The 25,985-nt window shown below is 64.6% G+C and carries 30 protein-coding genes; 16 read left to right on the top strand and 14 right to left on the bottom strand.

What is annotated here, in order from left to right:
• Positions 1 to 4 precede the first annotated feature (4 nt).
• The 5 genes from ACOYR4_RS07840 to ACOYR4_RS07820 all read left to right on the top strand — a co-directional run bounded on the left by ACOYR4_RS07840 (position 5) and on the right by ACOYR4_RS07820 (position 3,779).
• Positions 5 to 160 (top strand): hypothetical protein, encoded by a 156-nt coding sequence (locus ACOYR4_RS07840; protein WP_422849155.1) that lies wholly within the window; start codon positions 5 to 7, stop codon positions 158 to 160.
• Between the two features lie 90 nt (positions 161 to 250).
• A complete protein-coding gene (locus tag ACOYR4_RS07835) occupies positions 251 to 814 on the top strand; it encodes a class I SAM-dependent methyltransferase (protein WP_422849154.1) in 564 nt (187 codons plus the stop codon).
• 30 nt (positions 815 to 844) lie between these two features.
• Complete coding sequence (dapA, locus tag ACOYR4_RS07830) at positions 845 to 1,741, top strand: 4-hydroxy-tetrahydrodipicolinate synthase (protein WP_422849153.1); 897 nt, start codon at positions 845 to 847, stop codon at positions 1,739 to 1,741.
• A gap of 47 nt (positions 1,742 to 1,788) precedes the next feature.
• Positions 1,789 to 2,886: an outer membrane protein assembly factor BamC gene (gene bamC / locus ACOYR4_RS07825; protein ID WP_110959280.1), complete on the top strand. Its 1,098-nt coding sequence runs from the start codon at positions 1,789 to 1,791 to the stop codon at positions 2,884 to 2,886.
• A gap of 110 nt (positions 2,887 to 2,996) precedes the next feature.
• Positions 2,997 to 3,779 (top strand): MBL fold metallo-hydrolase, encoded by a 783-nt coding sequence (locus ACOYR4_RS07820; RefSeq protein WP_422849152.1) that lies wholly within the window; start codon positions 2,997 to 2,999, stop codon positions 3,777 to 3,779.
• A 123-nt stretch (positions 3,780 to 3,902) separates the two neighbouring features.
• Here the strand turns inward: ACOYR4_RS07820 and ACOYR4_RS07815 are convergent, their stop codons facing one another.
• From ACOYR4_RS07815 to ACOYR4_RS07805, 3 genes are all read right to left on the bottom strand, one after another.
• A complete protein-coding gene (locus ACOYR4_RS07815) occupies positions 3,903 to 4,184 on the bottom strand; it encodes a hypothetical protein (RefSeq protein WP_043565263.1) in 282 nt (93 codons plus the stop codon).
• Between the two features lie 251 nt (positions 4,185 to 4,435).
• On the bottom strand, positions 4,436 to 4,957 hold the full coding sequence (locus tag ACOYR4_RS07810) for a hypothetical protein (protein WP_422849151.1): 522 nt from the start codon (positions 4,955 to 4,957) through the stop codon (positions 4,436 to 4,438).
• 13 nt (positions 4,958 to 4,970) lie between these two features.
• Complete coding sequence (locus ACOYR4_RS07805; protein WP_110959284.1) at positions 4,971 to 6,101, bottom strand: cupin domain-containing protein; 1,131 nt, start codon at positions 6,099 to 6,101, stop codon at positions 4,971 to 4,973.
• Between the two features lie 54 nt (positions 6,102 to 6,155).
• Between ACOYR4_RS07805 and ACOYR4_RS07800 the strand changes: the two genes are divergently transcribed.
• Positions 6,156 to 6,680 carry an FKBP-type peptidyl-prolyl cis-trans isomerase gene (locus ACOYR4_RS07800; protein WP_015013336.1) on the top strand — a complete coding sequence of 175 codons (525 nt, stop codon included), beginning with the start codon at positions 6,156 to 6,158 and terminating at the stop codon, positions 6,678 to 6,680.
• 81 nt (positions 6,681 to 6,761) lie between these two features.
• Here ACOYR4_RS07800 and ACOYR4_RS07795 read toward each other — a convergent pair whose 3' ends face one another.
• The 4 genes from ACOYR4_RS07795 to coaBC all read right to left on the bottom strand — a co-directional run bounded on the left by ACOYR4_RS07795 (position 6,762) and on the right by coaBC (position 9,685).
• Positions 6,762 to 7,262 carry a glycine zipper 2TM domain-containing protein gene (locus ACOYR4_RS07795; RefSeq protein WP_015013335.1) on the bottom strand — a complete coding sequence of 167 codons (501 nt, stop codon included), beginning with the start codon at positions 7,260 to 7,262 and terminating at the stop codon, positions 6,762 to 6,764.
• A gap of 216 nt (positions 7,263 to 7,478) precedes the next feature.
• Positions 7,479 to 7,925 (bottom strand): dUTP diphosphatase, encoded by a 447-nt coding sequence (gene dut / locus ACOYR4_RS07790; RefSeq protein WP_422849150.1) that lies wholly within the window; start codon positions 7,923 to 7,925, stop codon positions 7,479 to 7,481.
• The gene (locus ACOYR4_RS07785) at positions 7,922 to 8,374 is read right to left on the bottom strand and encodes a hypothetical protein (protein ID WP_422849149.1); all 453 of its coding nucleotides are present in this window, start codon (positions 8,372 to 8,374) and stop codon (positions 7,922 to 7,924) included. The genes dut and ACOYR4_RS07785 overlap by 4 nt, the downstream gene beginning before the upstream one ends.
• Before the next feature lie 87 nt (positions 8,375 to 8,461).
• Positions 8,462 to 9,685, bottom strand: coding sequence for a bifunctional phosphopantothenoylcysteine decarboxylase/phosphopantothenate--cysteine ligase CoaBC (gene coaBC, locus ACOYR4_RS07780; RefSeq protein ID WP_422849148.1), 1,224 nt, complete (start codon positions 9,683 to 9,685; stop codon positions 8,462 to 8,464).
• Between the two features lie 250 nt (positions 9,686 to 9,935).
• Between coaBC and ACOYR4_RS07775 the strand changes: the two genes are divergently transcribed.
• The 7 genes from ACOYR4_RS07775 (at position 9,936) to ACOYR4_RS07745 (ending at position 15,890) form a co-directional block, all read left to right on the top strand.
• Positions 9,936 to 11,594, top strand: a complete 1,659-nt coding sequence (locus ACOYR4_RS07775) for a CTP synthase (protein ID WP_015013331.1) — start codon at positions 9,936 to 9,938, stop codon at positions 11,592 to 11,594.
• Between the two features lie 12 nt (positions 11,595 to 11,606).
• Positions 11,607 to 12,464: a 3-deoxy-8-phosphooctulonate synthase gene (gene kdsA / locus ACOYR4_RS07770; RefSeq protein ID WP_056743422.1), complete on the top strand. Its 858-nt coding sequence runs from the start codon at positions 11,607 to 11,609 to the stop codon at positions 12,462 to 12,464.
• A gap of 3 nt (positions 12,465 to 12,467) precedes the next feature.
• Positions 12,468 to 12,758: a DUF1330 domain-containing protein gene (locus ACOYR4_RS07765; protein ID WP_056640013.1), complete on the top strand. Its 291-nt coding sequence runs from the start codon at positions 12,468 to 12,470 to the stop codon at positions 12,756 to 12,758.
• A 24-nt stretch (positions 12,759 to 12,782) separates the two neighbouring features.
• Entirely contained in the window at positions 12,783 to 13,541 is a 759-nt protein-coding gene (locus ACOYR4_RS07760; RefSeq protein WP_422849147.1) for a hypothetical protein, read from the top strand.
• 29 nt (positions 13,542 to 13,570) lie between these two features.
• Positions 13,571 to 14,857 (top strand): phosphopyruvate hydratase, encoded by a 1,287-nt coding sequence (gene eno / locus ACOYR4_RS07755; protein WP_291441639.1) that lies wholly within the window; start codon positions 13,571 to 13,573, stop codon positions 14,855 to 14,857.
• 110 nt (positions 14,858 to 14,967) lie between these two features.
• Positions 14,968 to 15,246: a septum formation initiator family protein gene (locus ACOYR4_RS07750; protein WP_015013327.1), complete on the top strand. Its 279-nt coding sequence runs from the start codon at positions 14,968 to 14,970 to the stop codon at positions 15,244 to 15,246.
• Between the two features lie 125 nt (positions 15,247 to 15,371).
• A complete protein-coding gene (locus ACOYR4_RS07745) occupies positions 15,372 to 15,890 on the top strand; it encodes a hypothetical protein (protein WP_422849146.1) in 519 nt (172 codons plus the stop codon).
• Here ACOYR4_RS07745 and ACOYR4_RS07740 read toward each other — a convergent pair.
• The 3 genes from ACOYR4_RS07740 to ACOYR4_RS07730 all read right to left on the bottom strand — a co-directional run bounded on the left by ACOYR4_RS07740 (position 15,871) and on the right by ACOYR4_RS07730 (position 18,113).
• Positions 15,871 to 16,341 (bottom strand): CZB domain-containing protein, encoded by a 471-nt coding sequence (locus tag ACOYR4_RS07740; RefSeq protein ID WP_422849145.1) that lies wholly within the window; start codon positions 16,339 to 16,341, stop codon positions 15,871 to 15,873. The genes ACOYR4_RS07745 and ACOYR4_RS07740 overlap by 20 nt on opposite strands.
• Positions 16,342 to 16,549: 208 nt before the next feature.
• On the bottom strand, positions 16,550 to 17,542 hold the full coding sequence (locus ACOYR4_RS07735) for an Hsp33 family molecular chaperone HslO (protein ID WP_422849144.1): 993 nt from the start codon (positions 17,540 to 17,542) through the stop codon (positions 16,550 to 16,552).
• A 46-nt stretch (positions 17,543 to 17,588) separates the two neighbouring features.
• A complete protein-coding gene (locus tag ACOYR4_RS07730) occupies positions 17,589 to 18,113 on the bottom strand; it encodes a gamma carbonic anhydrase family protein (RefSeq protein WP_015013323.1) in 525 nt (174 codons plus the stop codon).
• Between the two features lie 113 nt (positions 18,114 to 18,226).
• Between ACOYR4_RS07730 and ACOYR4_RS07725 the strand changes: the two genes are divergently transcribed.
• The 3 genes from ACOYR4_RS07725 (at position 18,227) to ACOYR4_RS07715 (ending at position 21,799) form a co-directional block, all read left to right on the top strand.
• Positions 18,227 to 19,030 (top strand): ferritin-like domain-containing protein, encoded by an 804-nt coding sequence (locus ACOYR4_RS07725; RefSeq protein ID WP_422849143.1) that lies wholly within the window; start codon positions 18,227 to 18,229, stop codon positions 19,028 to 19,030.
• Positions 19,031 to 19,151: 121 nt separating this feature from the next.
• Complete coding sequence (locus tag ACOYR4_RS07720) at positions 19,152 to 20,417, top strand: EAL and HDOD domain-containing protein (protein WP_015013321.1); 1,266 nt, start codon at positions 19,152 to 19,154, stop codon at positions 20,415 to 20,417.
• Positions 20,418 to 20,518: 101 nt separating this feature from the next.
• Positions 20,519 to 21,799, top strand: coding sequence for an EAL and HDOD domain-containing protein (locus ACOYR4_RS07715; RefSeq protein WP_422849142.1), 1,281 nt, complete (start codon positions 20,519 to 20,521; stop codon positions 21,797 to 21,799).
• An 84-nt stretch (positions 21,800 to 21,883) separates the two neighbouring features.
• Here ACOYR4_RS07715 and ACOYR4_RS07710 read toward each other — a convergent pair whose 3' ends face one another.
• From ACOYR4_RS07710 to ACOYR4_RS07695, 4 genes are all read right to left on the bottom strand, one after another.
• On the bottom strand, positions 21,884 to 22,867 hold the full coding sequence (locus tag ACOYR4_RS07710; RefSeq protein WP_422849141.1) for a Bug family tripartite tricarboxylate transporter substrate binding protein: 984 nt from the start codon (positions 22,865 to 22,867) through the stop codon (positions 21,884 to 21,886).
• 51 nt (positions 22,868 to 22,918) lie between these two features.
• Positions 22,919 to 23,881, bottom strand: coding sequence for a Bug family tripartite tricarboxylate transporter substrate binding protein (locus tag ACOYR4_RS07705; RefSeq protein WP_015013318.1), 963 nt, complete (start codon positions 23,879 to 23,881; stop codon positions 22,919 to 22,921).
• A 55-nt stretch (positions 23,882 to 23,936) separates the two neighbouring features.
• Positions 23,937 to 24,836, bottom strand: coding sequence for a site-specific tyrosine recombinase XerD (xerD, locus tag ACOYR4_RS07700; RefSeq protein WP_422849140.1), 900 nt, complete (start codon positions 24,834 to 24,836; stop codon positions 23,937 to 23,939).
• Positions 24,837 to 24,924: 88 nt separating this feature from the next.
• On the bottom strand, positions 24,925 to 25,890 hold the full coding sequence (locus ACOYR4_RS07695) for a tripartite tricarboxylate transporter substrate binding protein BugE (protein ID WP_056640033.1): 966 nt from the start codon (positions 25,888 to 25,890) through the stop codon (positions 24,925 to 24,927).
• Positions 25,891 to 25,985 lie beyond the last annotated feature (95 nt).

Here is a 25,985-nt window from a genome sequence, read left to right as displayed (position 1 = left end):
CTGCATGAGCCACCCCACCCCGCCCCGCAAACCCACGCCGCGCGCCCTGCGCTGGCTGGGCGGCGCCGTGGCCGTGCTGCTGTGCCTGGTGGTGTTTGGCTTGTACACCGTGCCCGAATTCATGGTGATGCTGGCCGACCAGATGTGGGCGTGTTTTTGACCTGCTCCGCAACATTTTCAAGCGTTTTTGGCCGCAAGCGATAGTGGATCATGCGTAGGCAGCTATCATTTTTATAGTCTCATGCACGGTATGCACAGTACGCACGGTACAGAGGCCCCCTCGGAATGGGTGCGGCGCTGGAGCCACCTTATCGCCCCCCACAGCACCGTGCTGGACGTTGCCTGCGGCGCAGGGCGCCACCTGCGCTATCTGCGAGAACTGGGGCACACGGTGGTTGGCGTAGACCGGTCGGCCGAGGCGCTGGCCGCCAACGAAGGGCTGGGCGAGCTGGTGCAGGCCGACATCGAAAACGGCCCCTGGCCTTTTGCAGGCCGCCAGTTTGGTGGCGTGGTCGTCACCAACTACCTGTGGCGCCCCTTGCTGCCCACCATCGTGGCCAGCGTGGCGCCGGGCGGGGTGCTGATCTATGAAACCTTTGCCCAGGGCAACGAAACCATGGGGCGCCCCGCCCGGCCTGAGTTTCTGCTGGCACCCGGCGAACTGCTGCACGTGTGCAATGACTTGCGCGTGGTGGGTTACGAAGATGGCTTCATCGACGAACCTGCGCGTTTCGTGCAACGCATCACAGCCGTACGGGAACTCCCGCAGGCGGGCGGACCCTCACGACATCTTTTGCCCATCGGGGCTAGTTAGAATGCCCTTTTACCGTTTACCACTGCGGACATGACTTCTTCTTCCGTGCCACTCACCGGCAGCATCGTCGCCCTCGTCACCCCCATGCATGAGGACGGTAGCGTGGACTACCCCACCTTGCGCAAACTGATCGACTGGCACATCGCCGAAGGCACCGATTGCATCGGCGTGGTGGGCACCACGGGCGAGTCCCCCACGGTGAACGTGGAAGAACACTGCGAAATCATCCGCGTGGCCGTGGAACAGGCCGCCAAGCGCGTGCCCATCATGGCCGGCTGCGGCGCCAACTCCACCGCCGAGGCCATCGAACTGGCCAAGTTCGCGCGCGGCGTGGGGGCCGACAGCCAGCTACAGGTGGTGCCCTACTACAACAAGCCCACCCAAGAAGGCCAGTACCAGCACTTCAAGGCCATTGCCGAAGCCACGGGCGACCTGCCCATCGTGCTGTACAACGTGCCCGGCCGCTCGGTGGCCGATATGCAGCACGACACCGTGCTGCGCCTGGCCCAGGTGCCCGGCATCATTGGCATCAAGGAAGCCACCGGCAACATTGAGCGCGCCCAGTGGCTCATCCGCGACGTGCCCAAGGGCTTTGGCGTGTACTCGGGCGACGACCCGACCGCCGTGGCCCTGATGCTCTGCGGTGGCCACGGCAACATCAGCGTGACGGCCAACGTGGCCCCGCGCCTGATGCACGAGCTGTGTGTAGCCGCCCTGGCGGGCGACGCGCGCCGTGCCATGGAAATCCAGTTCCAGCTGATGCCCGTGCACAAGAACCTGTTCGTCGAAGCCAACCCCATCCCGGTCAAGTGGGCCATGGCCCGCATGGGCCTGTGTGGCAGCACCATGCGCCTGCCCATGACACCCCTGGCCAGCAGCAATGAGGCTGTGGTCGAGTCGGCACTGCGCACCAGCGGCCTGATCTAATTCGGGCTTTGCGCCCGCTCTCAGAGACACTTCCCAAGGATTTCCGCGTGAAAGCTGCTACCACCCGCCTCAGCCTGCTGGCCCTCGCCATGGCCCTGTCCGCCTGCTCCACCAGCATTCTGGAAGGCGACAAGATCGACTACAAGAGCGCCGCCAAGGGCTCGTCGCTGGAAGTCCCACCGGACCTCACCCAGCTGTCGCGCGACTCGCGCTATGCCATGCCGGGTGGCTCGGTCTCTGCCGCCGCCATGCAGGCCGGCCAGGCGGCGCAGCCGTCGGGCAACGCCAACGCGGCGGCCCTGCAGCTGGGCGACGTGCGCATCGAGCGCGATGGCAACCAGCGCTGGCTGGTGGTCAACCGCCCTGCCGACAAGCTGTGGGAGCCCGTGCGCGACTTCTGGCTGGAAAGTGGCTTCACGCTGGCCCAGTCAGAGGCCAATGTCGGCATCATGGAGACCGACTGGGCCGAGAACCGCGCCAAGCTGCCGCAGGATTTCATCCGTTCCACCATCGGCAAGCTGATGGAGTCCCTGTACTCCACCGGCGAACGAGACAAGTTCCGCACCCGGCTGGAACGCAATGCCAATGGAGGCACCGAGATCTACATCACCCACCGCGGGATGGTCGAGGTCTATGGCAACGTCACCAAGGACAGCACCGTCTGGCAACCTCGCCCCTCCGACCCGGAACTCGAAACCGAATTCCTGCGCCGCCTGATGGTCAAGCTGGGCGTGAGCCAGGAGCAGTCCAAGGCTGTCGCCGCAGCCCCCGCACCGCGCGCCCAGGCCGCCCGCATGGCCACGGTGAACAATGTGCCGGTAGTGCAACTGGACGAAGGTTTTGACCGCGCATGGCGCCGTGTGGGCTTGGCCCTGGACCGTACCGGCTTCACGGTGGAAGACCGCAACCGCAATGAAGGCACATACTTCGTGCGCTACGTGGCGCCGGACACCGAGAAGAAAGAACCCGGCTTCTTCAGCAAGCTGTTCAGCTCCACTTCCGCAACCCCTCCGCTCAAGTACCGCATCGTGGTGCGCAGCCAGGGTGAAGCAACCACCGTGTCTGTGCTCAACGAAGCCGGCGCCCCCGAAACCTCGGCCAATGCCGAGCGCATCGTGCGCGTGATTGCTGACGATCTGAAATAAGCGGCGCAGGCCGAAAGGCCGCCACCCACACCTCTGGAGCCCCCTCCGCCTTCGGGTGGACGGTGGCTCTGGTTTTTTGGACTGCCACAAACCCATTCTTTCGCCCCGCCATGCTTCGATTCAAGAACCTGGGCAGCGGCAGCACCGGCAATGCCACGGTGGTCGAAGGCCGCAGTGGCAGCCAGGTGCGCCGCCTCTTGATCGATTGCGGGCTCGGCATCCGACAATTGCAGGCCCGCCTGGCACAAGCGCAGTTGCAGGTGGAAGACCTGGACGCCCTCTTCATTACCCACGAACACTCCGATCACATCGGCTGTGCCCAGACCCTGGCGCTGCGTTTTCGCATTCCCGTGTGGATGAGTGAAGGCACGTACGCGGCCCTGGGCGCGCCAGACCTGGACGGTTTGCTGCAGGTAGCGCACGACATGGAAGCAATCGACATGGGCGCGTTCGAAGCCCGCCCGTTCACCGTGCCGCACGATGCCCGCGAGCCTCTGCAGCTGCGCTGCTCCGACGGCGCCGCACACCTGGGCATCCTGACCGATCTGGGCCATGCCAGCTCCCATGTGCTGCAGCAGCTGCAGGGATGCCACGCCCTCATGATCGAGGCCAACCACGACCCCGACATGCTGGCCGCATCCCGCTATCCACCGTTCCTGAAGCGCCGCGTAGGGGGGCTGTATGGACACCTGGCCAACACAGCAACCGCAGAGATTCTGCGCGTGGTGCAGCATGACGGCCTGCAGCGCGTGGTGGCGGCGCACCTGAGTGCGCAGAACAACCTCCCCGCCCTTGCCCGTCAGTCACTGGCCGCCGCGCTGGGGTGGGCGGATGAGGAGATCCAGGTCGCCAGCCCTACCGAGGGGACGCAATGGTTCGACGTGAACTCTTGATGGCCCGAACCGTACGCCCTTGAATGCCTCACCCTGACGAAGGGCATAAAAAAAGCCCCGGACCTTGCGGTGCGGGGCCGTGGCACAGGCCGACCTTGGGGTCAGCCCAGAGCCTGCAGCGATTTACTTGGCTGCGGAAGCGCCGGTAGCGGCGGTGGCAGCGGCGTCAGCAGCAGCCTTGGCAGCGTCAGCGGCAGGAGCAGCAGCGTCAGCAGCAGGTGCAGCGGCGGCAGGAGCAGCAGCGTCGGAAGCGGCAGGAGCTGCTGGCTCGGCGGCGGGAGCAGGTGCTGCGGCGGGAGCTTCCACAGGAGCGGGAGCGGGTGCTGGAGCGGGTTCTTCCTTCTTGCCACAAGCGGCGAGTGCAGCAGCAGCGATCAGGGCGGCCAGAACGAGAGAGTTCTTCATTTCGATTTTCCTATTTGGACAGACAGAATCTTGAAAAGCCACGGCGTCAGGCTTCCTGAGCCCATGCACGCATTGGCACAATGCACTTGGTTGCACCTTTTTGGGCACAGCCGCAGATTATATTGGTATTTAGTCAATACTGACTAACACTGACGAAAGCTTTACGCCAGCTTGACTTTGCGCAGTATGCCGACGGGCGCGACCGCCGCGTGGCGCCCTGCCAACGGGCACTCCCCAAAATGGGGCAAAAGCTACAACCCCAGCGTGGTGGAGGGAAATCCAGGCGCGCTTTTGCTGCGCACCCACTCGTTGAGCGTCTCATGCAGCATTACCCGGCGATCGGCCTCGCTGCCGGTGACCCCCACGCAGTGCTCGGGATCGAGCCGGTGCAGCACCCATTGCGGCGACCACAGCGCACTGGGCAAGTCCAGCGGGTCGGCGGCCGGGCTGCGGCGGCAGGTGATGATGTGGTCCCAGGTGCCACGCCAGCGCACAAAGCGGGCATGGCGGCGGATCACGTCGTCATAACTGCAAGCCAGCATGGTGAAGCGCCGGCCGCTGCGGGCCCAGTCCTGCAAGGCCTCGACCACCGCACGCTCGCCCAGGGGCCAGTCATGAAAGTGGGCATCGCTGATGAAAATTTCCTGCCAGCCATCCCGCGCCGCCGTCGCAATGGCGTCGCGCACCAGTTGCTGAAACGTCTCGCGCCCGCTGAATCGCCCGCTGGGCAAGTCGCGCAAAGGCTCGGCAGAGGGGGTGGCTGTGTCGGTCATCACTGGCTCCTGGTCACTCTCCACCGGCCCAGACATGGGCCCAGCCCGCATCGCACCACGACGAAAGCAGTTCCAGCGCATCGTCGCTGGCCCGTGCCAGATCCCGTGCCGACAGTCGGCGCTCATCCGCCAGGCGCCGCATCAGCGTGGCGTCACGCCCCGCTGCGCGGTAACTTTCGCCGTTGATGAAGATGTGGTGTGCGTCGTACATCATGCGGCTCTTGCGGTCCAGCCGCACCCCTTCCAGCATCACCCGGGTGTCGCCCGGCTCAAACCACACGCTGGGCTTGGGCTCGGTGAGGTACTCGCCCAGCGCGCGCTCCAGCACCAGGGGCTGGGCCAGCGCACGCGACAGGGCCTCGCGCGCAAAGTCCTGCAGCCCGGCGGGAATGTGCGCTGGCTGCGCCACCGCGTCCTGCCCCGCATCGCGATACAGCAACGGGTGATCGTCCTCCCCGGCATCTTCCGCCAGACGCACCAGCAGCTCTTGCGCCAGCTCGGCGCGGGCTGGCGCGCGAAAACCGATGGAATACGTCATGCACTCGCCTTCGGCAATACCGTCGTGGGCGTAGCGCGGGGGCAGGTACAACATGTCGCCCGGCTCCAGCACAAACTCTTCTTCGGGCTCAAACTCGGCCAATATCTTCAAGGGAATGCCGTCGCGCAGCGACAGATCCTTCTGGCGCCCGATGCGCCAGCGCCGCTTGCCGTGCGCCTGCAGCAAAAAGACATCGTAACTGTCGAAATGGGGCCCTACGCCACCGCCGTTGCTGGCGTAGCTGATCATGAGATCGTCCAGCCGCGCCTCGGGCACAAAACGAAACTGTTGCATCAGCGCATGCACCGCGTCGTTGTGCAGATCGACGCCCTGCACGAGCAGCGTCCAGTCGGGCTGCTGCAACGCAGGCAGTGCTCGGCGGCTGAAGGGCCCGTGGCGCAGCTTCCAAACGCCCTTGACCAGTTGCACCAAACGCGACTCCACGCCCTCTTGGGCAGCCAGCGCAAACAGCTCGGTCCGCAGCACCGGCGGTGCAAACTGCGGGATCGCCTGGCGCACCAGCAAGGGCTTCTTCTGCCAGTGGCGGCGCATGAATTGCGCGGGAGTGAGGCCGCCGAGCAGCGCCAGGGGTTGCTGAATGTCCATGGGGAAAGTCTTGCCCCTTTGCGGGGCCGTTGGTCAAACTGCGACAATTCTCCTATGGAAATTACCCAACAATGTGTGGTCGCACTGACCTGGACCCTGAAAGACACCCTGGGCGAAGAGCTGGATGTGCTTGACGAGCCCGTGGAGTTTTTGGTGGGCGGTGATGATCTCCTGCCCCGCATCGAAGAGGCCTTGCAAGGCCATGGCCCGGGTGCCAAGCTGGCGCTGCACCTCGAACCCGAGGACGCCTTCGGTGACTTCAATGACCAATTGCTGTTCTTGGAGCCACGCGCCCTTTTCCCCGCCGAGATCGAAGAAGGCATGACCTTTGACGGCATGGCGCTGCCCGAAGGCTGCAACCCCGATGCCCCCCGCACCGCCCTGTACACCGTGGCCGAGATCTACCCCGACCACATCGTGCTCGACGGCAACCACCCACTGGCGGGCATCGCGCTGCGCCTGCAACTGACCGTGGAGGCCGTGCGCGAGGCCACCGAAGAGGAGATTGGACGCGGCACGGCAGGAACCGGCTTCTTCCGCATTCAGCCCCAGGCGCCAGGCAGCTCGTTGCTGCACTGAGCTCCCTAAGAACCGGTTCAAAAAGCACAACGGACGCCCCGAATCAAATCGGGGCGCCCGTTTTTTGTGGTGTCGATCAGATCACATGCGCGAGATCTGGCCGTTGTACAGACGCACGCGGTCGCCGATGCGCAGGTCCCCCGGGCTGCTCACGTCGTACACGCGGTAGCCACCTTGGTCCAGCTGCACAGACAGCCGGTACCCCTGCACGTATTCCTGGTTGTTGCGGCCTTCGATGGCGTTGCCAGCCACCGCCCCGCCAAGAACGCCCACCGCAGTGGCTGCGGCGCGGCCCGTTCCCTTGCCCACCTGGTTGCCCAGCACCCCACCCACCACGGCGCCCAGAACGGCACCCGTGCCGGTGGTCTGGCCCTGGCTGCGACCTTGCAGGACCTCAATGTTGGAAACGCGACCATATTCTGTGCCCGCTTGTTGCTGCGGATAGGCAGGAGCCGTCTGGTACCCACTGGAATAGCCGCCGGAATACTGCGGCGCGGGGGCGGGGCGGCTGTGGCCACAAGCGGCCAGCGAAGCAGCCAGAACCACGGTGCCCACGAGGGCGAGAGGACGGTGGAATTGCATGTTCAATCTCCTGAAGTTGTCGGGCTACGCATTGGCAAAAGAATCCTGAAAGATCCCAGCTCAATGCCCATGTGCAGATTGGAACAACGCCCGAGGATGCCGTAGCGTAGACACAGGGGCCATCGATAGGTCGGTAACAGACCCATCGAAACGTAAGCGGATTCTTACAAACCGGCTACGCGGCCCCGGGAGCACCACGCCATCAGCTGGTGCGCGTCAGGACTTGCCCGTGGAGCCGTACCCACCCTCACCCCGCTGTGTGGCTTCGAACTCGGTGACGACGTTGAACTGGGCCTGCACCACCGGAACAATCACCAGCTGGGCCAACCGCTCCATGGGCTCCAAAGTGAAAGCCACGTTGCTGCGGTTCCAGGCGCTCACCATGAGCTGCCCCTGGTAGTCGCTGTCGATCAACCCCACCAAGTTGCCGAGCACGATGCCATGTTTATGGCCCAGGCCCGAGCGCGGCAAGATCAGCGCGGCATAGCCTGGATCTTGCAGGTAGATCGCAATGCCCGTGGGCACCAGTTGCCAGGCGTTGGGCTGCAGGGTCAGCGGCGCATCCAGGCAGGCACGCAGGTCCAGCCCCGCGCTACCGGGCGTGGCATAGGTCGGCAATTGGTCCGCCATGCGCGGGTCGAGAATCTTCACGTCAATCTTCACGGTTTTTTCTTTCCTGTTCCTAATCCTGTACCACTGCGCTGCTGCGCCACTTGTCGCAAGCGATCCTGCAAGGCTTGCGTCGCTGTATTCATCCCCGAGGCTTGAGCCCCTCCGAGCTGCGCTGCCGATTGCATCAGCCAGCCCAGCACCCACCACACCACGCCCATGACCACCAGGCCGGGCAACGAGCCATGACCGAGCAGGAAAAGGGCAATGCCGTGCAACACCACCATCACGAGCAACACCGCACGCACCGTGCGCAATACACCGGCCAGCGGACGCATCACCTGCAGCAGATCGGGCGGCAGAGCCTGAGCTTGTGCACCGGTGTTGGGCGCCTGGGCCGCTCTGCCGACAGCAGCAACAGCGGCAGCGGCAGCGGCAGCGGCAGCAGGAGCCTGCGTCACCGGGGCTTTCTGCAGAGGTTTCTGGACAGTCAGGCGCTCCACGTAGGCCGCAAAATCGCCATCGGGTGGCGTGTCCCAATCAGGCTTGGTGGCACCAGTTGTCATCACACCTCCCCACGGTGGTGGTCGTCAAGAAGGCAACGGTGGCAAACGCGCGGCGATCTCCGCAATGAGCTGCTGCGCCAGCACCCGTTTGGACGCGCGGGGCAGCTCGCGGTGGCCCTGCGCGTCCACCAGCAACAGTGCGTTATCGTCCTGCCCAAAGGTGGCGGGGCCGATATTGCCAACCAAGAGAGGGACACCCTTGCGCGCCCTTTTGGCTGTGGCATGGGCCAGCAGGTCATGGCTTTCGGCGGCAAAACCCACGCAGAAAAGGTCGCCTTCCAGCGCATGGGGCGACCTGGCGATGGTGGCCAGAATGTCGGGGTTCTCGACAAACTCCAGCGATGGGGACTGGCCGGAGCCGTCTTTTTTGATCTTCTGGTCAGACGCGTGGGCCGGGCGCCAGTCGGCCACCGCAGCCGTGGCAACAAACACCGAGGCAGCCTGCACATGCCGCTGCACGGCCGCCAGCATTTCCTGAGCAGATTGCACATTGACGCGCCGCACACCGCGTGGCGTGGGCACATGCACAGGCCCCGCGACCAGGGTGACATCGGCACCCGCCTCGCGCGCCGCACGGGCCACGGCAAAGCCCATCTTTCCGCTCGACAGGTTGGTGATGCCACGCACCGGATCGATGGCTTCAAACGTGGGCCCCGCCGTGACGAGCACCGACCGGCCTGCAAGGGTCTTGGGCGTGAAAAAAGCGATCAGCTCGTCCAGCAACTCCAGCGGCTCCAGCATGCGGCCGTCACCCGTCTCGCCACAGGCCTGGTCGCCATTGCCCACGCCCAGCACCACGGCGCCGTCCTGCGCCACCTGCGCCAGATTGCGTTGCGTGGCGGGATGGGCCCACATTTCGCGGTTCATGGCGGGGGCCAGCAACAGGGGCACGCGCTGCGCGGGGCGCGCCAGACACAGCAGGCTGAGCAATTCGTCCGCCCGCCCCTGCACCAGGCGCGCGATGAAGTCCGCACTGCAGGGCGCGATCAGGATCGCGTCGGCCTCGCGGCTCAGATTGATGTGGGGCATGTTGTTGGGCTCGCGGGAATCCCATTGCGAGCCATACACCGTGCGGCCTGACAGAGCCTGCATGGTGACCGGGGTGATGAACTGCTCGGCCGCCTCGGTCATCACCACCTGCACGGTGGCGCCCTCCTTGATGAGCTGGCGGCACAGATCGGCTGCCTTGTAGCAAGCCACGCCCCCACTCAGACCCAGAACAATGTGTTTGCCAGCAAGCTCATTCATGGGGCGAATTTAGCAGACGGGGGTGACCCTGCCCCCGGGGGTGTCGCCGGGGTGCCATCTATAATCCCAATTTCCCACCACCAGGGGGCCTCTCGAAACCTGTAGCGCCGGCAAGCGCTGCGGATCGGGATGGGCTGCTAGGCGCAAACCACAGCAATGGCCCAGCCATTGCGCGGATTTGCAACGCCGCAGACCGCACGAGTCCGTAGATGCTTGCGTCGCTACAGGTTCCGAGAGGCTCCCTTCAGACATGACCAAATTTGTCTTCGTCACCGGCGGTGTGGTGTCTTCCCTCGGTAAGGGAATCGCCTCAGCCTCCCTTGCCGCGATCCTCGAATCGCGGGGACTCAAAGTCACCCTCATCAAGCTTGACCCCTACATCAACGTAGACCCGGGCACCATGTCGCCGTTCCAGCACGGCGAGGTGTTCGTGACCGATGACGGCGCAGAAACCGACCTGGATCTGGGCCACTATGAGCGTTTCATCGAAACGCGCATGAAGAAAACCAACAACTTCACCACGGGCAAGATCTACCAGTCCGTGCTGGAGAAGGAACGCCGCGGCGACTACCTGGGTAAGACCGTGCAGGTCATCCCCCACGTCACCAACGAGATCCAGGAGTTCATCAAGCGCGGCGCTGGCATCGGCACGCCCGATGCCGTGGACGTGGCCATCGTCGAAATCGGCGGCACCGTGGGCGACATCGAATCGCTGCCATTCCTGGAAGCCGTGCGCCAGATGAGCCTGCGCATGGGCCCCAATAACGCAGCCTTTGTGCACCTGACCTACCTGCCCTGGATTGCGGCAGCGGGCGAGCTCAAGACCAAGCCCACCCAGCACACCGTGCAGAAACTGCGCGAAATCGGCATCCAGGCCGACGCCCTCTTGTGCCGCGCCGATCGCCGCATTCCCGAGGAAGAGCGCGCCAAAATCTCGCTGTTTACTAACGTGCCCGAATGGGGCGTGATCAGCATGTGGGACGTGGACACCATCTACAAGGTGCCTCGCATGCTGCACGAGCAGGGCCTGGACGGCCTGATCTGCGACAAGCTGCGCCTGAACACCCCGCCCACCAGCCTCAAGCGCTGGGACGATCTGGTGCACGAGACCGAGCACCCGCAAGGCGAAGTCACCATCGCCATGGTCGGCAAATACGTGGACCTGTCGGACAGCTACAAGTCCGTGAACGAGGCCTTGCGCCACGCCGGCATGCGCAACCATGTGCGCGTGAAGATCGACCATGTCGATTCCGAAACCATCGACAGCGCCGACGCAGTCGCCAAGCTCGCCAAGTACGACGCCATCCTGGTGCCCGGCGGCTTCGGCCAGCGCGGCGTGGAAGGCAAGATCGCCACGGCGCAGTTTGCCCGCGAGCGCAAGGTGCCCTACCTGGGCATCTGCCTGGGCATGCAGGTGGCCACCATCGAATACGCGCGCCATGTGGCCGGCCTGGCCAACGCCAACAGCACCGAGTTCGACCCCACCACGCCCCACCCCGTGATCGCGCTGATCACCGAGTGGAAGGACGCTGACGGCACCATCAAGACCCGCGACGAGAACTCCGACCTGGGCGGCACCATGCGCCTGGGCGCGCAAAGCTCGGACGTGGCCAAAGATACGCTGGCGCACAGCATCTACGGCGACGTGGTCACCGAGCGCCACCGCCACCGCTACGAAGCCAACGTGAACTACCTGGACCAGCTACGCAAGGCGGGCCTCGTGATCTCGGCGCTCACGCAGCGCGAGCAGCTCACCGAAATCGTGGAGCTGCCGCAAAACGTCCACCCCTGGTTCATCGGCGTGCAGTTCCACCCCGAGTTCAAGTCCACGCCCTGGAACGGCCACCCGCTGTTCAACGCCTTCATCAAGGCGGCCGTGGAACACCAGCAAGCCGCGAAAAAAGCCTGAGGGGACCTCACCATGCAGCTGTGCGGATTCAATGTCGGCCTGGACCAGCGCTTCTTCTTGATCGCGGGCACCTGCTCCATCGAAGGCCTGGAGATGTCGCTCGACGTCGCGGGCCAGCTCAAGGAAGCCTGTGCACCGCTGGGCATCCCGCTGATCTACAAAGGCTCCTTTGACAAGGCCAACCGCTCCTCCGGCACCAGCAAGCGTGGCGTGGGACTGGAAGCAGGCCTGAAGATACTGGACGAAGTGCGCCGCCAGCTGCAGCTGCCCATCCTGACCGATGTGCACGACACCTCGCACGTGGCCGAGGTGGCCAGCGTGGTGGACGTGCTGCAAACACCCGCGTTCCTGTGCCGCCAGACGGATTTCATCCGCGCAGTGGCGCAGTCGGGCAAGCCGGTCAACATCAAGAAGGGCCAGTTCCTTGCGCCGTGGGACATGAAGAACGTCATCGACAAGGCTCGGTCGGCAGCGGCCGAGGTGGGCCTGTCAGAAGACCGCTTCCTGGCCTGTGAGCGCGGCGTGAGCTTTGGCTACAACAACCTCGTGGCGGACATGACCAGCCTGGCCGAGATGCGCAATTCCGGCGCCCCCGTGGTGTTCGACGTGACCCACTCGGTGCAAAAGCCCGGCGGCCTGGGCGCCGTGAGCGGCGGCGCGCGCGACATGGTTCCCGTGCTGGCGCGTGCCGGCGTGGCCGTGGGCGTGGCGGGCCTGTTCATGGAAACCCACCCCCGACCTGCCGAGGCCTGGTCGGACGGCCCCAACGCCGTGCCGCTCAAGCACATGAAGGCGCTGCTGGAGACCTTGGTGGCGCTCGACGACGTCACCAAGAAAAACGGATTCCTCGAAAACAACTTTGGAGCTTGAGACATGAGCAGTGGTTACGTCATCGCATCCGTCACCGTCACCAACCCTGAGCAGTACGAAGAGTACAAAAAGTGGAGCACGCTGGCCATGCAGGCGCATGGCGCCGAGGTGTGCATTCGCGGCGGCAAGGTGGAAGTGCTGGAAGGCGACTGGAACCCCGGCCGCACCGTGCTGCTCAAGTTCCCCAGCTTTGAGGCCGCGCGCGCTTTCTACGACACGCCCGAGTACCAGAAAGCCAAGGCCGCCCGCGAAGGCGCAGCCATCATGCGCATGGTGTGCGTCGAAGGCGTCTGATCCTCCCAACTTTACGCGACTCTTATGCGCCATACCGGAACACTCCGCCATATCTCTGCTCGTTGCTGGAGCGCGATCGCACTAGGAGCTCTTTCAGCCTGCGGCGGCGGGAATGGAGGGATCGATCAACAGGCGGAAAAGGCTCTCTGCTTTGACGGCAGTGTTTTTGCCGTCGGCGCGAAACTCAATATCGACTACGTAGAGTCAGGCTTCGCAACGGGAGCGCGTACAGAGACCAGTGTGGTTTTGTCCGATATCGCGACATTTAACGGCAGTTCTAATTTAGTGGAACGGCGCATAACCACTAGCGGGACCTCGGTGCGAGGAGAAACGAACTACCGTGTGGAAAGTAACTTCTCGAAGTACGAAAAATCACTAGGTCCTGGCGTAACTGGGCTGTATGGGACGGTTGCCAACGGTCGATTTGGTCAGCAGCGAACCGTGCTTTACAACCCACCCTACGAAGACCGCCGCGGAGAATTAAAGAGAGGTCAAGAGGGCGTATTCACCTCTCAAGGTATCGACACCACAACTGGAACCGTTCCAGCAGGTCCCACATCGTTTACCAGGCAGATCCGAATCAAATTTGTTGGGGTTGATTCACTCTCCCTACCTGCGGGTCAATATGCTGCCTGTCGTTACGATATTCGCACAGATGACGGCGACTTCTCGAGTGAGTGGATCTACAGAGGCGTAGTCGTTCGCCAGGAGCGCACTACAGGTACTCCGGATCCTGAGATTCTCGAAATGAAGACTGGCACTCTCAATGGTGCCCTCTTGTGATTTTTTGAAACTTTCATTGGAAAACTAATATGAGTGCAATTGTTGACATCGTCGGCCGCGAAATTCTGGACAGCCGCGGCAACCCCACCGTCGAATGCGACGTGTTGCTCGAATCGGGCGTGATGGGCCGGGCCGCTGTGCCGTCGGGCGCCTCCACCGGCAGCCGCGAAGCCATTGAAATGCGTGATGGCGACAAGGGCCGCTACCTGGGCAAGGGCGTGCTCAAGGCCGTGGAATACATCAACACCGAGATCAGCGAAGCCGTGCTGGGCCTGGATGCCTCCGAGCAGGCGTTCCTGGACAAGACCCTGATCGACCTGGATGGCACCGAGAACAAGAGCCGCCTGGGCGCCAACGCCATGCTGGCCGTGTCCATGGCCGTGGCCCGCGCTGCCGCCGAAGAGTCTGGCCTGCCCCTGTACCGCTACCTGGGCGGCATGGGCAGCGTGCAACTGCCCGTGCCCATGATGAACGTGATCAACGGCGGCGCACACGCCAACAACAGCCTGGACCTGCAAGAGTTCATGATCATCCCCGTGGGCGCACCCACGTTCCGCGAAGCCGTGCGCTGGGGCGCCGAAGTGTTCCACGCACTGAAGAAGATCCTGCACGACAAGGGCATCAGCACCGCCGTGGGCGACGAAGGCGGCTTCGCTCCTAGCGTCGAGAACCACGAAGCGGCCATCCGCCTCATCCTGCAGGCCATCGAAGCCGCAGGCTACACGGCCGGCGATCAGATTGCACTGGGCCTGGACTGCGCCGCGAGCGAGTTCTACAAGGACGGCCACTATGTGCTGGAAGGCGAAGGCGGCCTGAAGCTCACCGCCCAGCAATGGACCGACATGCTGGCCGCCTGGGTGGACAAGTACCCGATCATCAGCATCGAAGACGGCATGCACGAAGGCGACTGGGATGGCTGGAAACACCTGACCGAACGCCTGGGCGACAAGGTGCAGCTGGTAGGCGACGACCTGTTCGTGACCAACACCAAGATCCTGAAGGAAGGTATCGACAAGCGCATCGCCAACTCGATCCTTATCAAGATCAACCAGATCGGCACTCTGACCGAAACGTTTGCTGCCATCGAGATGGCCAAGCGCGCTGGCTACACCGCCGTGATCTCGCACCGCTCGGGCGAAACCGAAGACAGCACCATTGCTGACATCTCGGTGGGCACCAACGCCGGCCAGATCAAGACCGGTTCGCTGAGCCGCTCAGACCGCATCGCCAAGTACAACCAGCTACTGCGCATTGAAGAAGACCTGGGCGACATCGCACAGTACCCCGGCCGCGCTGCGTTCTACAACCTGAAGTAATGGCCCCCACGGTCGTCCACTGCGTGTGGCTCCCTGCCCCCCAAGGGGGCCGCGTTTCGCCTTGGGGCGGCCCGGCGGCGAAACATAGTTGCAACAGTAAAGGTTGACCGTTGGTCTCCCGCATCGTCCCCGTCATCCTGCTGGCCTTGCTGGCAGCGCTGCACGCCCAGCTCTGGCTGGGGCGGGGCAGCGTGCCGCGCGTCAATGCGATGCAGCGGCAGATTGATGTGCAAAAGGCGGCCAATGAGCAGGCCCGCCAGGTGAATGCGCGGCTGACCTCGGAGGTGCACGACCTCAAGGAAGGCCTGGACATGGTGGAAGAAAAAGCGCGCAGCGAGCTGGGCATGGTCAAGCCCAATGAGGTGTACGTGCAGTTCACGCCCCGCTGACCTGCGTTGCGGGGCCCTAGTGCTGCATTGACTACTGCCCCGCGCCGACCCCTTTCACCACGCAGACATTGACCAAGGCCTGCGCTTCACTCATTGCCGTGCGGCAGCCCTCTACACCCACTCCCTTGATTGCATTGCTGGGCGCCCCCCATACGGGTGTAGAGGCGTTGGCACAGGCGCTACAGCAGCACATCAGTCCCGGTACGGTGCATATCGCCCTGCACCACCCGCACCTGACCCACACACCGACCGCGCCGCAGGAGGCATCTGAGGCGGTGGCGCTGACCCTGCTGATGGGTCTCGACCAGCCATGCCCTGCCGAGGAACGTGCCGCGCAAGAGGCCCGTGATGCCCAGCTGCGCACCGCCCTGGCGGCTGCATCCATCCCCTACCGCGTGGTGTACGGCACCGGCGAGCAACGCACTCGCAACGCCCTCATTGCTATACAAAAAGTAGCGCCTCAGGCTTATTCCACTAGCGCGAGAGCCGCATTAGACACTGAAAACGCGCCCAGAACGGCCCGGTTGCGCGCCTGGAACTGCGAGAAGTGCAGCGACCCCATTTGTGAGCATCGGCTGTTCACTGCACTGGTCGAGCAGCGGGATACGACACCGCCACCAGCCATCACGCCAGACCGCGCTTGAGCTCCTTGAGGAGCAGCACCACCTGGCTGGAGCCGTAGCGGTAACCGCCATTGAGCACCTGCACGGCCCGGTCCCATTCGCCCTGCTGGGCCAGTTCCACCAGGGTGGCAGCCTGCTCATGAAAGTATTGGTAGCGCGCCACCAGCAGCGGATAGGCAGGCTGGTCGCCCAGCAACTCGCCGCCCACGCCATGCAGCCAGCGGCCCAGCGCGCTCTGGTCGGCGCGGCGCACCTGGGCCGGGTCCAGCCCGACGGAGGTGCGGCCCTCCAGGTAGTCCATCAGCCGGTCTTTCCAGCGCTCGTGGGCGTTGATGGCGGCGTCGATGTCCAGCGCGGCGAGCAGGGTGTCAGCACGCCGCGAGTCTGGTGCCGCTGCACTGTCGTACAGCGCCAGCGGAGGCGCAGCCGAGCTGGCCCGGTGGCTCCCCAGAACACGGCGAAGAAACTGCATGACACCCCTCGTTCATTTCCTGCGCGACCGGAACTGATCGCTTGAACGCACACAGGCCTTGCGGTCCGGCCGTATGCATCGGTCCCCGCCACAACATGCACTGCTGCAGCACTGTTGAGTAGGGACCCAGGAATCTTAGGCGTGGATGGCGGGGGCGATTGTCAACGATGGTCAGCCAACCGCCGCGCCCGCAAGCAACAGCTGAACGTTACTGGATGCCGGTAGGCCCCGGGGGCTGCGCAGCGCCTGGCGAGACAAAAATCTGCGCCGCGTCGACCGCGTCGAAGCGGTACTGCTGGCCGCAAAACTCGCAACCCACCTCGATGTCGTCGCGCTCGGCCAGGATGCTCTCAGCCTCTTCAGCGCCCAGGTTGCGCAGCATGTTGCTCACGCGCTCGCGGCTGCAGGTGCAGGCAAAACGTGGGCCGCTGGCGCCCTGCTGGGGTTCAAAGCGCAGCAGCTTTTCTTCCCAGAACAGGCGGCGCAGGATGGTGTCCACGTCCAGCGTCAGCAGTTCCTCACGGGTCAGGCTGGAGGCCAGGTGCGCAATGCGGTTGTAGTCCTCGTTGTGGCCGATCTGGTCTTCGTTCTCGCGGTGCGAGAGGCCGGCGGCCAGGTTGCCCTCGCCCTTGATGGGCATGCGCTGGATCAAGAGGCCTGCGGCCACCTGGTCATTCGCGCCCAGCACCAGAATGGTGTCGAGCTGCTCGGACTGCAGCATGTAGTGCTGCAGCACGTCCGACAGGCGCTCCAGCTTCTCGTGGTGGTCGCCATGCAACGGCACCACACCCTGGTACGGCTGCTGGCCAGGGTGGCGGTCCATGGGGTCGAGCGTGATGGCGCAGCGGCCACCGCCGCCCACATTGACCATCTGGCTCAGCTTCGCGTCCGATGACACCTCGCCATTCACGGTAGCGGTGGCGCGCAGGCTCAGGTCCGACTGCACCTCGGCCACGGCCAGCTTGACGGGGCCGTCCCCAAACACCTGCAGCACCAGCGCACCGTTGAACTTGATGTTGGACTGCATGAGCACACCGGCGGCGGCCATCTCACCCAGCAACTCGCTCACCGGCGCGGGGTAGGCGCCGGTGGCGGTGTTGCCCGCCCGGCGCTTCAGGATTTCGGTCCAGGCATCGGTCAGGCGCACGATCATGCCGCGCACCGGCAGACCATCGAAAAGAAACTTGTGGAGTTCAGACACGCAGGGTTCCAGGAAAAATGAGGTGGCGGGCGGCGGCGATGCCCGCTCAGCCAATCTTGCGCAGGCCGCGTTGGAAGCGGCGTGCATTGTCAATGTAGTGTTGGGCGCTCTGGCGCAGGCCTTCGATCTGCTCGGGGGTGAGTTCACGCACCGCCTTGGCGGGGCTGCCGATGATCATGGAGCCATCAGGAAACTCCTTGCCCTCGGTGACCAGCGCGCCCGCGCCCACCAGGCAGTTCTTGCCAATCTTGGCGCCATTGAGCACCACGGCGCCAATGCCGATCAGCGATTCGTCGCCGATGGTGCAGCCGTGCAGCATGACCTGGTGGCCCACCGTCACGCGCTCGCCCACGACCAGGGGCTTGCCGAAGTCGGCGTGCAGCACGCTCGCGTCCTGGATGTTGGAGCCCGCGCCGATGGTGATGCTCTCGGTGTCGCCGCGCACCACGGTGCCAAACCACACGCTGGCGTCTTCGCCCAGCACCACATTGCCCATCACCTGTGCGCTGTCGGCCACCCAGGCCGACGCTGCCACTTGGGGAGCCACACCGTCGAGTTCGTAAATTGCCATGCACCCACTCCGCAGAAACCAAAGAAGCGGCACGCCATGGCGCGCCCTGAGAGGTCGCCAATCGTTACAAAGCGCAAGCCTTGGTGCCGATGGCAAGGCCTAGAATTGTAAGGATGGAGCTTCGCCACCGTGCACTGCAGGTCTTGTGCCTGGCAGACCCCGAACAAAAAGCGGCTGCAGCGCTAGAACTGTTTGCCCAAGCAGCTACGCTTTCAATAGCAGACACCCCCCCTGCGACCCCCACCGATCCAGACGCCCTGCCCGGCCGCCCCGAACGCCCCGAGCTGCTGCGCCACACCCAGGTGGCCCGCCGATCGCCCGCCACCCCCGAGGGCCGCGCCATTCTCATCCATGCCATCGCCCACATCGAGTTCAACGCCATCAACCTGGCGCTGGACGCCGTGTGGCGCTTTGACGGCATGCCGCGCGATTACTACCTGGACTGGATGCGCGTGGCGGCCGAAGAGGCCAAACACTTCCGGCTGCTGCGCGACCACCTGCGCAGCCAGGGCCACGACTATGGCGACTTTCCGGCCCACCAGGGCCTGTGGACCATGTGCGAGAAGACCCGGCACGACGTGCTGGCACGCATGGCCCTGGTGCCACGCACGCTCGAAGCCCGGGGGCTGGATGCCACGCCGCAGATTCAGGCCAAACTGCGCCAGGTGGGCACACCCGATGCCCTGGCCGCCGTTGCCATTCTGGACGTGATCCTGCACGACGAGGTGGGGCATGTGGCCATCGGCAACCACTGGTACCGCTGGTTGTGCGAGCGCGCTGGTGAGAACCCGGAAACCCTGTACGGCACGCTGGTACAGAAGTACGAAGCCCCCCGCCTGAAGCCCCCGTTCAATGAGTCCGCGCGACGCAGCGCCGGGTTCAGCGACGCCGAGTTGCGCTGGCTGCAGCAAGCCTGACCAGCACACCCTGCCATAGAGCCTGCGGACAACCTGAGGGGAATACGATGACTCCTACAATTCCCGGCGATGCCCTCTGCGGGCCCGCGCTTCCTATTTCAAGAACACCCAGCCCACACCCATGACCCAAGCTTTCACCCCCGGCACACCGCCCGCGCCCCCACCCGGCAACCAGTCGTCGGTCGCCATGATTGCGCGCCAAGCCATCGTGAACGCGCAGCAGGTGGTGGTGGGCTACGAGCTGTTCAACCGCTCGCGCAGCGGCGCCGCCCACACGGCCGCGACCGACGTGATCCTGGTGTTCACCGCCCTATCGCACGCCGGCACCGAAGAGCTGGTGGGCAAGAAGCTGATCTTCGTCAACTGCACCCACGAAAGCCTGTCGGGCGGCCACCTGGAGCTGGTGGACCCGGACAAGGTGGTGCTGGAGATTCCGCCCCTGGGCCATGCGGCCGCCGAAGAGGTCGCCACGCGCCTGCCCATCCTGACCGAGCTGCGCGACCGGGGCTTTCACCTGGCCTTCAACCACACGGTGCTGCAGTCGGCGTACGCCCCCTGGCTGCCCCTGGCGGACTACATCAAGCTGGACCTGTCGGTGCTGGCGCCCGACCAGCTGGCCGTGTTGATCAGCTACGCAGGCCGCCACAGCAAGGCCGAGCTGATCGCCGAGAAGGTCGAAACCGCCCAGCAATACGACATGGTGTCCAGCCAGGGCGTGCAACTGTTCCAGGGCTACTGGTTCGCCCGCCCGGCCCTGGTCGAGACCAAGCTGCTCACGCCTTCGCAGGCCAGCATCATTGAGCTGATCAACCAGGTGCGCAAACAGGCCAGCACGGACGAGATTGAGGAAGTGCTCAAGAAGGATGCGGGCCTGGCCTTCAACCTGATGCGCCTCATCAATTCGGCCGGGTTTGGGCTCTCGCGCGAGATCACCTCGTTCCGCCAGGCCGTGATGCTCATGGGCCTGAAAAAGCTGTTCCGCTGGGCGGCGCTGCTGCTGACCGCATCGCGCAACAACGGCACGCCCTCTTCGGTGGGCCACACCGCCGTGGTGCGCGGGCGCCTGATGGAGCTGCTGGCGCTGGAGACCCTGCCGCCCGAGGAGGCTGACCAAGCGTTTGTGGTGGGCATCTTCTCGCTGCTGGATGTGATGCTGTCCATGCCCATGGAATCCGCCATCGGCCTGCTCAATGTGCCCGAGCCCGTGGCCGCTGCACTGCTGCGGCGCGAGGGCTTCCTGGGCGATCTGCTGACCTTGGCCGAGGCCTGCGAATCCAGCGACGATGCCGTGTTCGACCGAACGGCCGGCCTGCTGCACCTGACCAGTCAGCAGATCAACTTTGCCCACCTGCAGGCACTGGCCTGGGCCGACCATATCGGCGACTGACGGGTGTCGCCGCCACGCTGGCGGCCCCTGGCAAGACTTTGGTTCTCTGCCAACGCTTGGCGGTCTAGAATGATCGCCAGCCTTTCATTTCAGTGGATCCCATGTCGAGCACATCCGAACAAGACACCCCGGACGCCGCAGCGCCTGCGGTCGAACCCGTGGACGAGAACCTTGCCATCATTGCGCGCCAGGCCATCGTGGACGAAAGCCGCGCGGTCTATGGCTACGAGCTGTTCGACCGATCCACCGCATCCGACTCGCACACCGCCGCCAGCGACGCAGCCCTGCTGTTCAATGCCCTGTCCTATGCGGGCACCGAGGCCCTGGTCGGCAAGAAGACGGTGTTCATCAACTGCACGCACGACAGCCTCTCGGGCGGCCACCTGGAGCTGATCCACCCCGAAAAGGTGGTGCTGGAAGTCCCGCCCCTGCCCGAGGGCGCCACCCAGGAAGAAATCGAAGGCCGTCTGCCCACCCTGGAAGCACTGCGCACACGGGGCTTTCGCCTGGCGTTTGACCAACAGGCTCTCAAGCGCGCCTACACCAGCTGGCTGCCCATGGCCGCCTTTATCAAGCTGGACATGCAAGCCTTCAAGCCCGAGCTGGCAGCCCCCCTGGTCAAATTTGCCACCGCCCACAGCAAGGCCACGCTGGTGGCCGAGAAGGTCGAAACGGCGGCGCAATACGAGCTGATGCGCGACCTGGGCGTCAAGCTGTTCCAGGGCTACTGGTTCGCCCACCCCTCGCTGGTCAAGGCCACCACCATCCGCCCCTCGCAGGCCACGATCATCCAGCTCATCAACCTGGTGCGCAAACAGGCCAGCACGGCCGAAATCGAAGACCTGCTCAAGAAAGACCCCACCCTGTCTTTCAACCTGCTCCGTTTCATCAACTCGTCGGGTTTTGGCCTGTCGTGCGAGATCACCTCGTTCCGCCACGCCGTGATGATCCTGGGGCTGAAAAAGCTGTTCCGCTGGGCAGCCCTCTTGATGACCACCTCGCGGGCGGGTGGAGCGCCACCGGCCGTGGGCCAGACTGCCGTGGTGCGCGGCCGCCTGATGGAGCTGCTGGCTGCCGAGCTGCTGCCGCCCGAAGAATGCGACAACGCCTTCGTCGTGGGCGTGTTCTCGCTGCTGGACACCATGCTGGGTGTGCCGCTCGAAAAGGCGCTGGAGTCCGTGGCCCTGCCCGAACCGGTGATGGACGCCCTGCTGCGTGGCACCGGCGTGTTTGCCCCGTTCCTGGAGCTGACCAAGGCCTGCGAAAGCGGCGATGAAGTGGCCTTTGCCAAGAACGCCGATGCGCTGCACCTGTCCAACCGCCAGGTGAACTGGGCCCACCTGCAGGCGCTGACCTGGGCCGAGAGCCTGAACGAAGAATAGTCCCGTTCTTCCCCCCTCCAAAAGCCACAGGCCCTGCTTCGACAGGGCCTGTGGCTTTTCTGGGGCTTCAACCCCTGCACACGGTCAGTTGCCCTGGATTCCCGCCGCGCGGATGATGCGCGCATTGTTCTCGGACTCCAGCGCAATCTGGCGCGCGAACTCGGCCGTGGTGCCGCCTGTGGGCACGTTGTCGGTGGCATCGAGCTTGGCGCGGATGTCCGGCAGCGCCAGCGCCTTGTTCACCTCGGTGTTGATGCGCGTGATGACCGTCTTGGGCGTCTGCGCCGGGGCATAGAGGCCGAACAGGGACGAGAGATTGGCCGCAGGCTGCCCCAGCTCGGCCAGCGTGGGCACCTGGGGCAGCGAATCCAGCCGCGCCGGGGCCCCCACTGCCAGCGGCTTGAGCTTGCCCGCCTGAATGTGCTGCAGCACCGCAGGGCCGGCGTTGGTCGATAGCACCTCAAACTGCCCGCCCAGCGCGTCATTCATCTGCTGGCCGCCGCCCTTGTAGGGGATGTGCGTGATCTGCACCTGCGCCACCGACTGGATCTGCTCCAGCATGATGTGCCCCAGCGACGCCTGGCCCGACGTGGCCCAGCGCACCGTGCCGGGCTGGGCCCGCGCACGCGCGATCAGGTCCTTGAAGTCGGTCGCGCGGCTCGCCGGCGTGCCCAGCAGCACCACGGGCGAATACATCACGCTGACCACGGGCGCGACGTCATTTTGCGGATCGAAGGGGGACTTGCCCAGGTGAGGATTGAGCGCCAGAGGGCTGACCGCAGCAAAACCCAGCGTGTAGCCGTCGGGCGCCGCCTTGGCCACCGCGTCTACGCCCAGGCTGCCACTGGCGCCCGCCTTGTTTTCAATGACCACGGGTGTGCCCAGCTGCGCAGCCAGCTTGTCGGCCAGCGCGCGGGCGATGTTGTCACTCACACCCCCCGCCGGGTAGGCCACGATGATGCGGATGGGTTTGGCGGGCCAGACCTGGGCCGAAGCCACTACGGGCGAGACCGCCAACGCGACCGCAGCGGCGGCCACCCACTGGCGGCGAGAGAAATGCAGATTCATGGTGAGAGCCAATGGAGAAGAGTTCGATGGGCAGCCGTCAGGTCACATCCGTCAATCCAGTTCGAGCTTGCGCTCGCGGATCAGCTTGGCCCACTTGTCGTTCTCGCCCTTCACAAAGCTGAAGAATTCCGCGGGTCCGAGAGAATGTACCTCCGAACCTGTGGACGCAAACTTGGCCTTTACCTCCGCTTGCGCCAGCACCTTGGCCAGTTCGGCAGCCAGCTTGTCCACCACCTCTTTGGGCAGCCCTGCGGGGCCCACCAGCCCCTGGAAGCCGACAGACTCCATGCCACCAAGGCCCAGTTCGCTCACTGTGGGGACGTCGGGCAACTGCGGGTCGCGGCGCGGGCCCGTCACTGCCAAGGCCTTGAGCTTGCCGCCCTTGACCTGCGGCAGCAACACCGGCCCCGCATCGATCAATAACTGCGTCTGTCCACCGATCAAGTCCTGCACAGCCGGGGCGCTGCCTTTGTAGGGTACATGCGTCACATCCAGCCCCGTTGCCTGGTTCATCAACTCGCCATTCAGGTGGGTGGACGTGCCGGCGCCGCCCGATGCAAAGTTCACCTTGCCTGCATTGGCCTTGGCCCACGCCACCCATTCCTTCAGGTCCTTGGCCGGGTGGTCCGGCCGGGTGACCGCGATGTAGCTGCCCTGGCTGATCTGGCCGATGTAGCTGAACTGCTTGAGCGGGTCGTACGGCATCTTGCGCTGCAAGTAGGGTGCGATGGCGAATGGGCCGGTATTGGCCAAGAGCAGCGTATAGCCATCGGGCGCGGCCCGGGTCAGCTCGGTCGCCGCCAGCATGCCGCCGGCACCGGGCTTGTAGTCCACCACGATCTGCTGTTTGAGAAGCTCCTGCAGCGGCACCTGCACGGTGCGCGCGGCAAAGTCGATGCCGCCGCCCGGCGGGTATCCCACGATGAGGCGGATGGGCTTGGCTGTGGGCCAGGCCTGCGCCATGGCCAGGGTCGCAGCCCCCAACAGCAATGCACCAGCGATGAGTTTTTTCATGCAATGTCTCCTTGTTGTGGTTTAGGAAAACTGGTCTGGCGCGCCGTTCAGCGCGCTAGCCCCTTGGGTGGTGCTGCGCGTGCAAGGACTTGAGCCGCTCGCGCGCCACGTGGGTGTAGATGGTGGTGGTGGAGATATCCGCATGGCCCAGCAGCAGCTGCACCACGCGCAGGTCGGCACCGTGGTTGAGCAGGTGCGTGGCAAATGCATGGCGCAGCGTGTGGGGCGACAGCGGCACCGTGATGCCCGCCACCTGCGCCCACTTTTTGACGATGACCCAGAACATCACCCGCGTCATGCCGCTGCCGCGCTGGGTGACGAACAGGTCGTCCGTCTGCTGCCCGCCCAGGATGGCACCACGGGCTTCGTTCAGATAGCGCAGCAGCCATGCCCGCGCCTCTTCGCCGAACGGCACCAGGCGCTCTTTGCTGCCCTTGCCCATCACGCGCAGCACGCCTTCGTTCAGGCCGACCTGGAAGGTCTTGAGCGTGACCAGCTCGGTCACGCGCAGGCCGCTGGCGTACATCAGCTCCAGCATGGTGCGGTCGCGCAGGCCCAGGGGGTTGCCCAGGTCGGGCGCGTTCAGCAGCGCCTCCACCTGCACCTGCGACAGGGTCTTGGGCACACGCAGCGGCTGGCGCGCGGCCTGCAGCCGCACCGTGGGGTCGGTGGTGATGCGCCGCTCGCGCAGCGCCCAGTGAAAGTAACGGCGTAACACCGTGAGGCGCCGGTTGGCCGAGGTGGCGCGGGTCTGCGCATGGCGGGCGGCAAAGTAGGCCTGCAGGTGGTGTTCGGCCGTGTCGTCCAGCGCCAGCGCGGGCTGCTGGTCGGCCAGCCACTGCGCGTACAGCGTCAGGTCGCGCCGGTAGGCGGCCAGCGTGTTGCGCGACAGGCCGTCTTCCAGCCACAGGGCGTCCACAAAGGTGTCGATGGCATTCAGACTGGGAGCAAGCATCCAAAAACCATAGCATGCATCGCGTGCATTCAGCTCCACAGGCACAAAAAAGCCGCCCGAAGGCGGCTGGGGACGGAAGCGGTGGCGTTTATTCCAGCGTCAGCTTCTGCTTGACGACCACATCCTTGTAGACAGCGAACTCGGCCTTGATCTGCTCGGCAAACTGCTCGGGCGTGTTGCCGATCACGAGCGAGCCCGTGTCTTCGATGCGCTTCTTCACGGCCGGGTCTTCCAGGGCCTTGCGCACACCGGCGTTGATCTTGTCCACCACATCCTTGGGCAGACCCTTGGGGCCCACGATGCCGTAGTAAGCCATGCGGTTCACCGGCTCCAGGCCCAGTTCCTTGAAAGTGGGCACATTGGGCAGGGCCGCCACGCGCTGGGGCGCTGCGACAACGATGGGCACCAGACGGTTTTCCTTGATGAAGGGCAGCGCCGAGGGCAGGTTGTCAAAAATCATGGGCACCTGGCCCGCCACGGTGTCGTTCAGGGCCGGGCCCGCACCGCGGTAGGGGATGTGGGTCACAAAGGTGCCCGAGAGGTTCTTGTACAGCTCCATCTGCAGGTGGCCGATGCCGCCCGTGCCGGACGACGAGTACGAATACTTGCCGGGCGACTTCTTCAGTTCGGCCACGAACGACTTGTAGTCCTTGGCCGGGAAGCTCGGGTTCACCGCAATGATGTTGGGCGTGGCCGCAATGTTGATGATGGGCGAGAAGTCCGTCAACGGGTTGTACGGCGTTTTGGGGTTGATGGCAGGGTTGGCGGCGGTGGTGGAGACCGTGGCCACGCCCAGCGTGTAGCCGTCGGCCGTGGCGCGGGCGAGTTCGGCCGCACCCACGATGCCGCCGCCACCGGCCTTGTTGTCCACGATCACGCTCTGGCCGAGCACGCGGCCCAGGGGCTCGGCGATCACGCGCGCAATGATGTCGGTGGTGCCACCGGGTGCAAAGGGCACAACCAGTCGGATCACCTTGTTGGGGTAGCCTTGTGCGGCAGCCGATCCAGCTGCGGCAGCCAGTACGGTCAGCGCAAGCCATTGACGACGATGCATGGAAATCTCCTTCGTGCGGGGTAACAACAAACAGCGCCGATGGTATGCGCAACACCCGCCAAACCGCCCTGCGGATTCCACATAAGGGCTAACCC

Source organism: Acidovorax sp. M14 (genome assembly GCF_049331375.1).
Classification (GTDB): domain Bacteria; phylum Pseudomonadota; class Gammaproteobacteria; order Burkholderiales; family Burkholderiaceae_C; genus Acidovorax.
The sequence above is the reverse complement of the archived record's forward strand: the minus strand, read 5'-3'. Positions and strand labels throughout refer to the sequence as shown.

What these genes read in the sequence shown, in the direction of transcription:
- ACOYR4_RS07725 (WP_422849143.1), top strand. Translation starts at nt 18,227, where the DNA reads ATGGAGCTTCGCCACCGTGCACTGCAGGTCTTGTGCCTGGCAGACCCC.
- ACOYR4_RS07740 (WP_422849145.1), bottom strand. Translation starts at nt 16,341, where the DNA reads ATGCAGTTTCTTCGCCGTGTTCTGGGGAGCCACCGGGCCAGCTCGGCT.
- ACOYR4_RS07795 (WP_015013335.1), bottom strand. Translation starts at nt 7,262, where the DNA reads ATGCAATTCCACCGTCCTCTCGCCCTCGTGGGCACCGTGGTTCTGGCT.
- ACOYR4_RS07760 (WP_422849147.1), top strand. Translation starts at nt 12,783, where the DNA reads ATGCGCCATACCGGAACACTCCGCCATATCTCTGCTCGTTGCTGGAGC.
- kdsA (WP_056743422.1), top strand. Translation starts at nt 11,607, where the DNA reads ATGCAGCTGTGCGGATTCAATGTCGGCCTGGACCAGCGCTTCTTCTTG.
- dapA (WP_422849153.1), top strand. Translation starts at nt 845, where the DNA reads ATGACTTCTTCTTCCGTGCCACTCACCGGCAGCATCGTCGCCCTCGTC.
- ACOYR4_RS07805 (WP_110959284.1), bottom strand. Translation starts at nt 6,101, where the DNA reads ATGGACATTCAGCAACCCCTGGCGCTGCTCGGCGGCCTCACTCCCGCG.
- ACOYR4_RS07705 (WP_015013318.1), bottom strand. Translation starts at nt 23,881, where the DNA reads ATGAAAAAACTCATCGCTGGTGCATTGCTGTTGGGGGCTGCGACCCTG.
- ACOYR4_RS07730 (WP_015013323.1), bottom strand. Translation starts at nt 18,113, where the DNA reads ATGGCAATTTACGAACTCGACGGTGTGGCTCCCCAAGTGGCAGCGTCG.
- ACOYR4_RS07820 (WP_422849152.1), top strand. Translation starts at nt 2,997, where the DNA reads ATGCTTCGATTCAAGAACCTGGGCAGCGGCAGCACCGGCAATGCCACG.
- ACOYR4_RS07765 (WP_056640013.1), top strand. Translation starts at nt 12,468, where the DNA reads ATGAGCAGTGGTTACGTCATCGCATCCGTCACCGTCACCAACCCTGAG.
- xerD (WP_422849140.1), bottom strand. Translation starts at nt 24,836, where the DNA reads ATGCTTGCTCCCAGTCTGAATGCCATCGACACCTTTGTGGACGCCCTG.
- ACOYR4_RS07695 (WP_056640033.1), bottom strand. Translation starts at nt 25,890, where the DNA reads ATGCATCGTCGTCAATGGCTTGCGCTGACCGTACTGGCTGCCGCAGCT.
- ACOYR4_RS07715 (WP_422849142.1), top strand. Translation starts at nt 20,519, where the DNA reads ATGTCGAGCACATCCGAACAAGACACCCCGGACGCCGCAGCGCCTGCG.
- eno (WP_291441639.1), top strand. Translation starts at nt 13,571, where the DNA reads ATGAGTGCAATTGTTGACATCGTCGGCCGCGAAATTCTGGACAGCCGC.
- coaBC (WP_422849148.1), bottom strand. Translation starts at nt 9,685, where the DNA reads ATGAATGAGCTTGCTGGCAAACACATTGTTCTGGGTCTGAGTGGGGGC.
- ACOYR4_RS07840 (WP_422849155.1), top strand. Translation starts at nt 5, where the DNA reads ATGAGCCACCCCACCCCGCCCCGCAAACCCACGCCGCGCGCCCTGCGC.
- ACOYR4_RS07775 (WP_015013331.1), top strand. Translation starts at nt 9,936, where the DNA reads ATGACCAAATTTGTCTTCGTCACCGGCGGTGTGGTGTCTTCCCTCGGT.
- ACOYR4_RS07800 (WP_015013336.1), top strand. Translation starts at nt 6,156, where the DNA reads ATGGAAATTACCCAACAATGTGTGGTCGCACTGACCTGGACCCTGAAA.
- ACOYR4_RS07710 (WP_422849141.1), bottom strand. Translation starts at nt 22,867, where the DNA reads ATGAATCTGCATTTCTCTCGCCGCCAGTGGGTGGCCGCCGCTGCGGTC.
- ACOYR4_RS07835 (WP_422849154.1), top strand. Translation starts at nt 251, where the DNA reads ATGCACAGTACGCACGGTACAGAGGCCCCCTCGGAATGGGTGCGGCGC.
- ACOYR4_RS07720 (WP_015013321.1), top strand. Translation starts at nt 19,152, where the DNA reads ATGACCCAAGCTTTCACCCCCGGCACACCGCCCGCGCCCCCACCCGGC.
- ACOYR4_RS07810 (WP_422849151.1), bottom strand. Translation starts at nt 4,957, where the DNA reads ATGACCGACACAGCCACCCCCTCTGCCGAGCCTTTGCGCGACTTGCCC.
- ACOYR4_RS07815 (WP_043565263.1), bottom strand. Translation starts at nt 4,184, where the DNA reads ATGAAGAACTCTCTCGTTCTGGCCGCCCTGATCGCTGCTGCTGCACTC.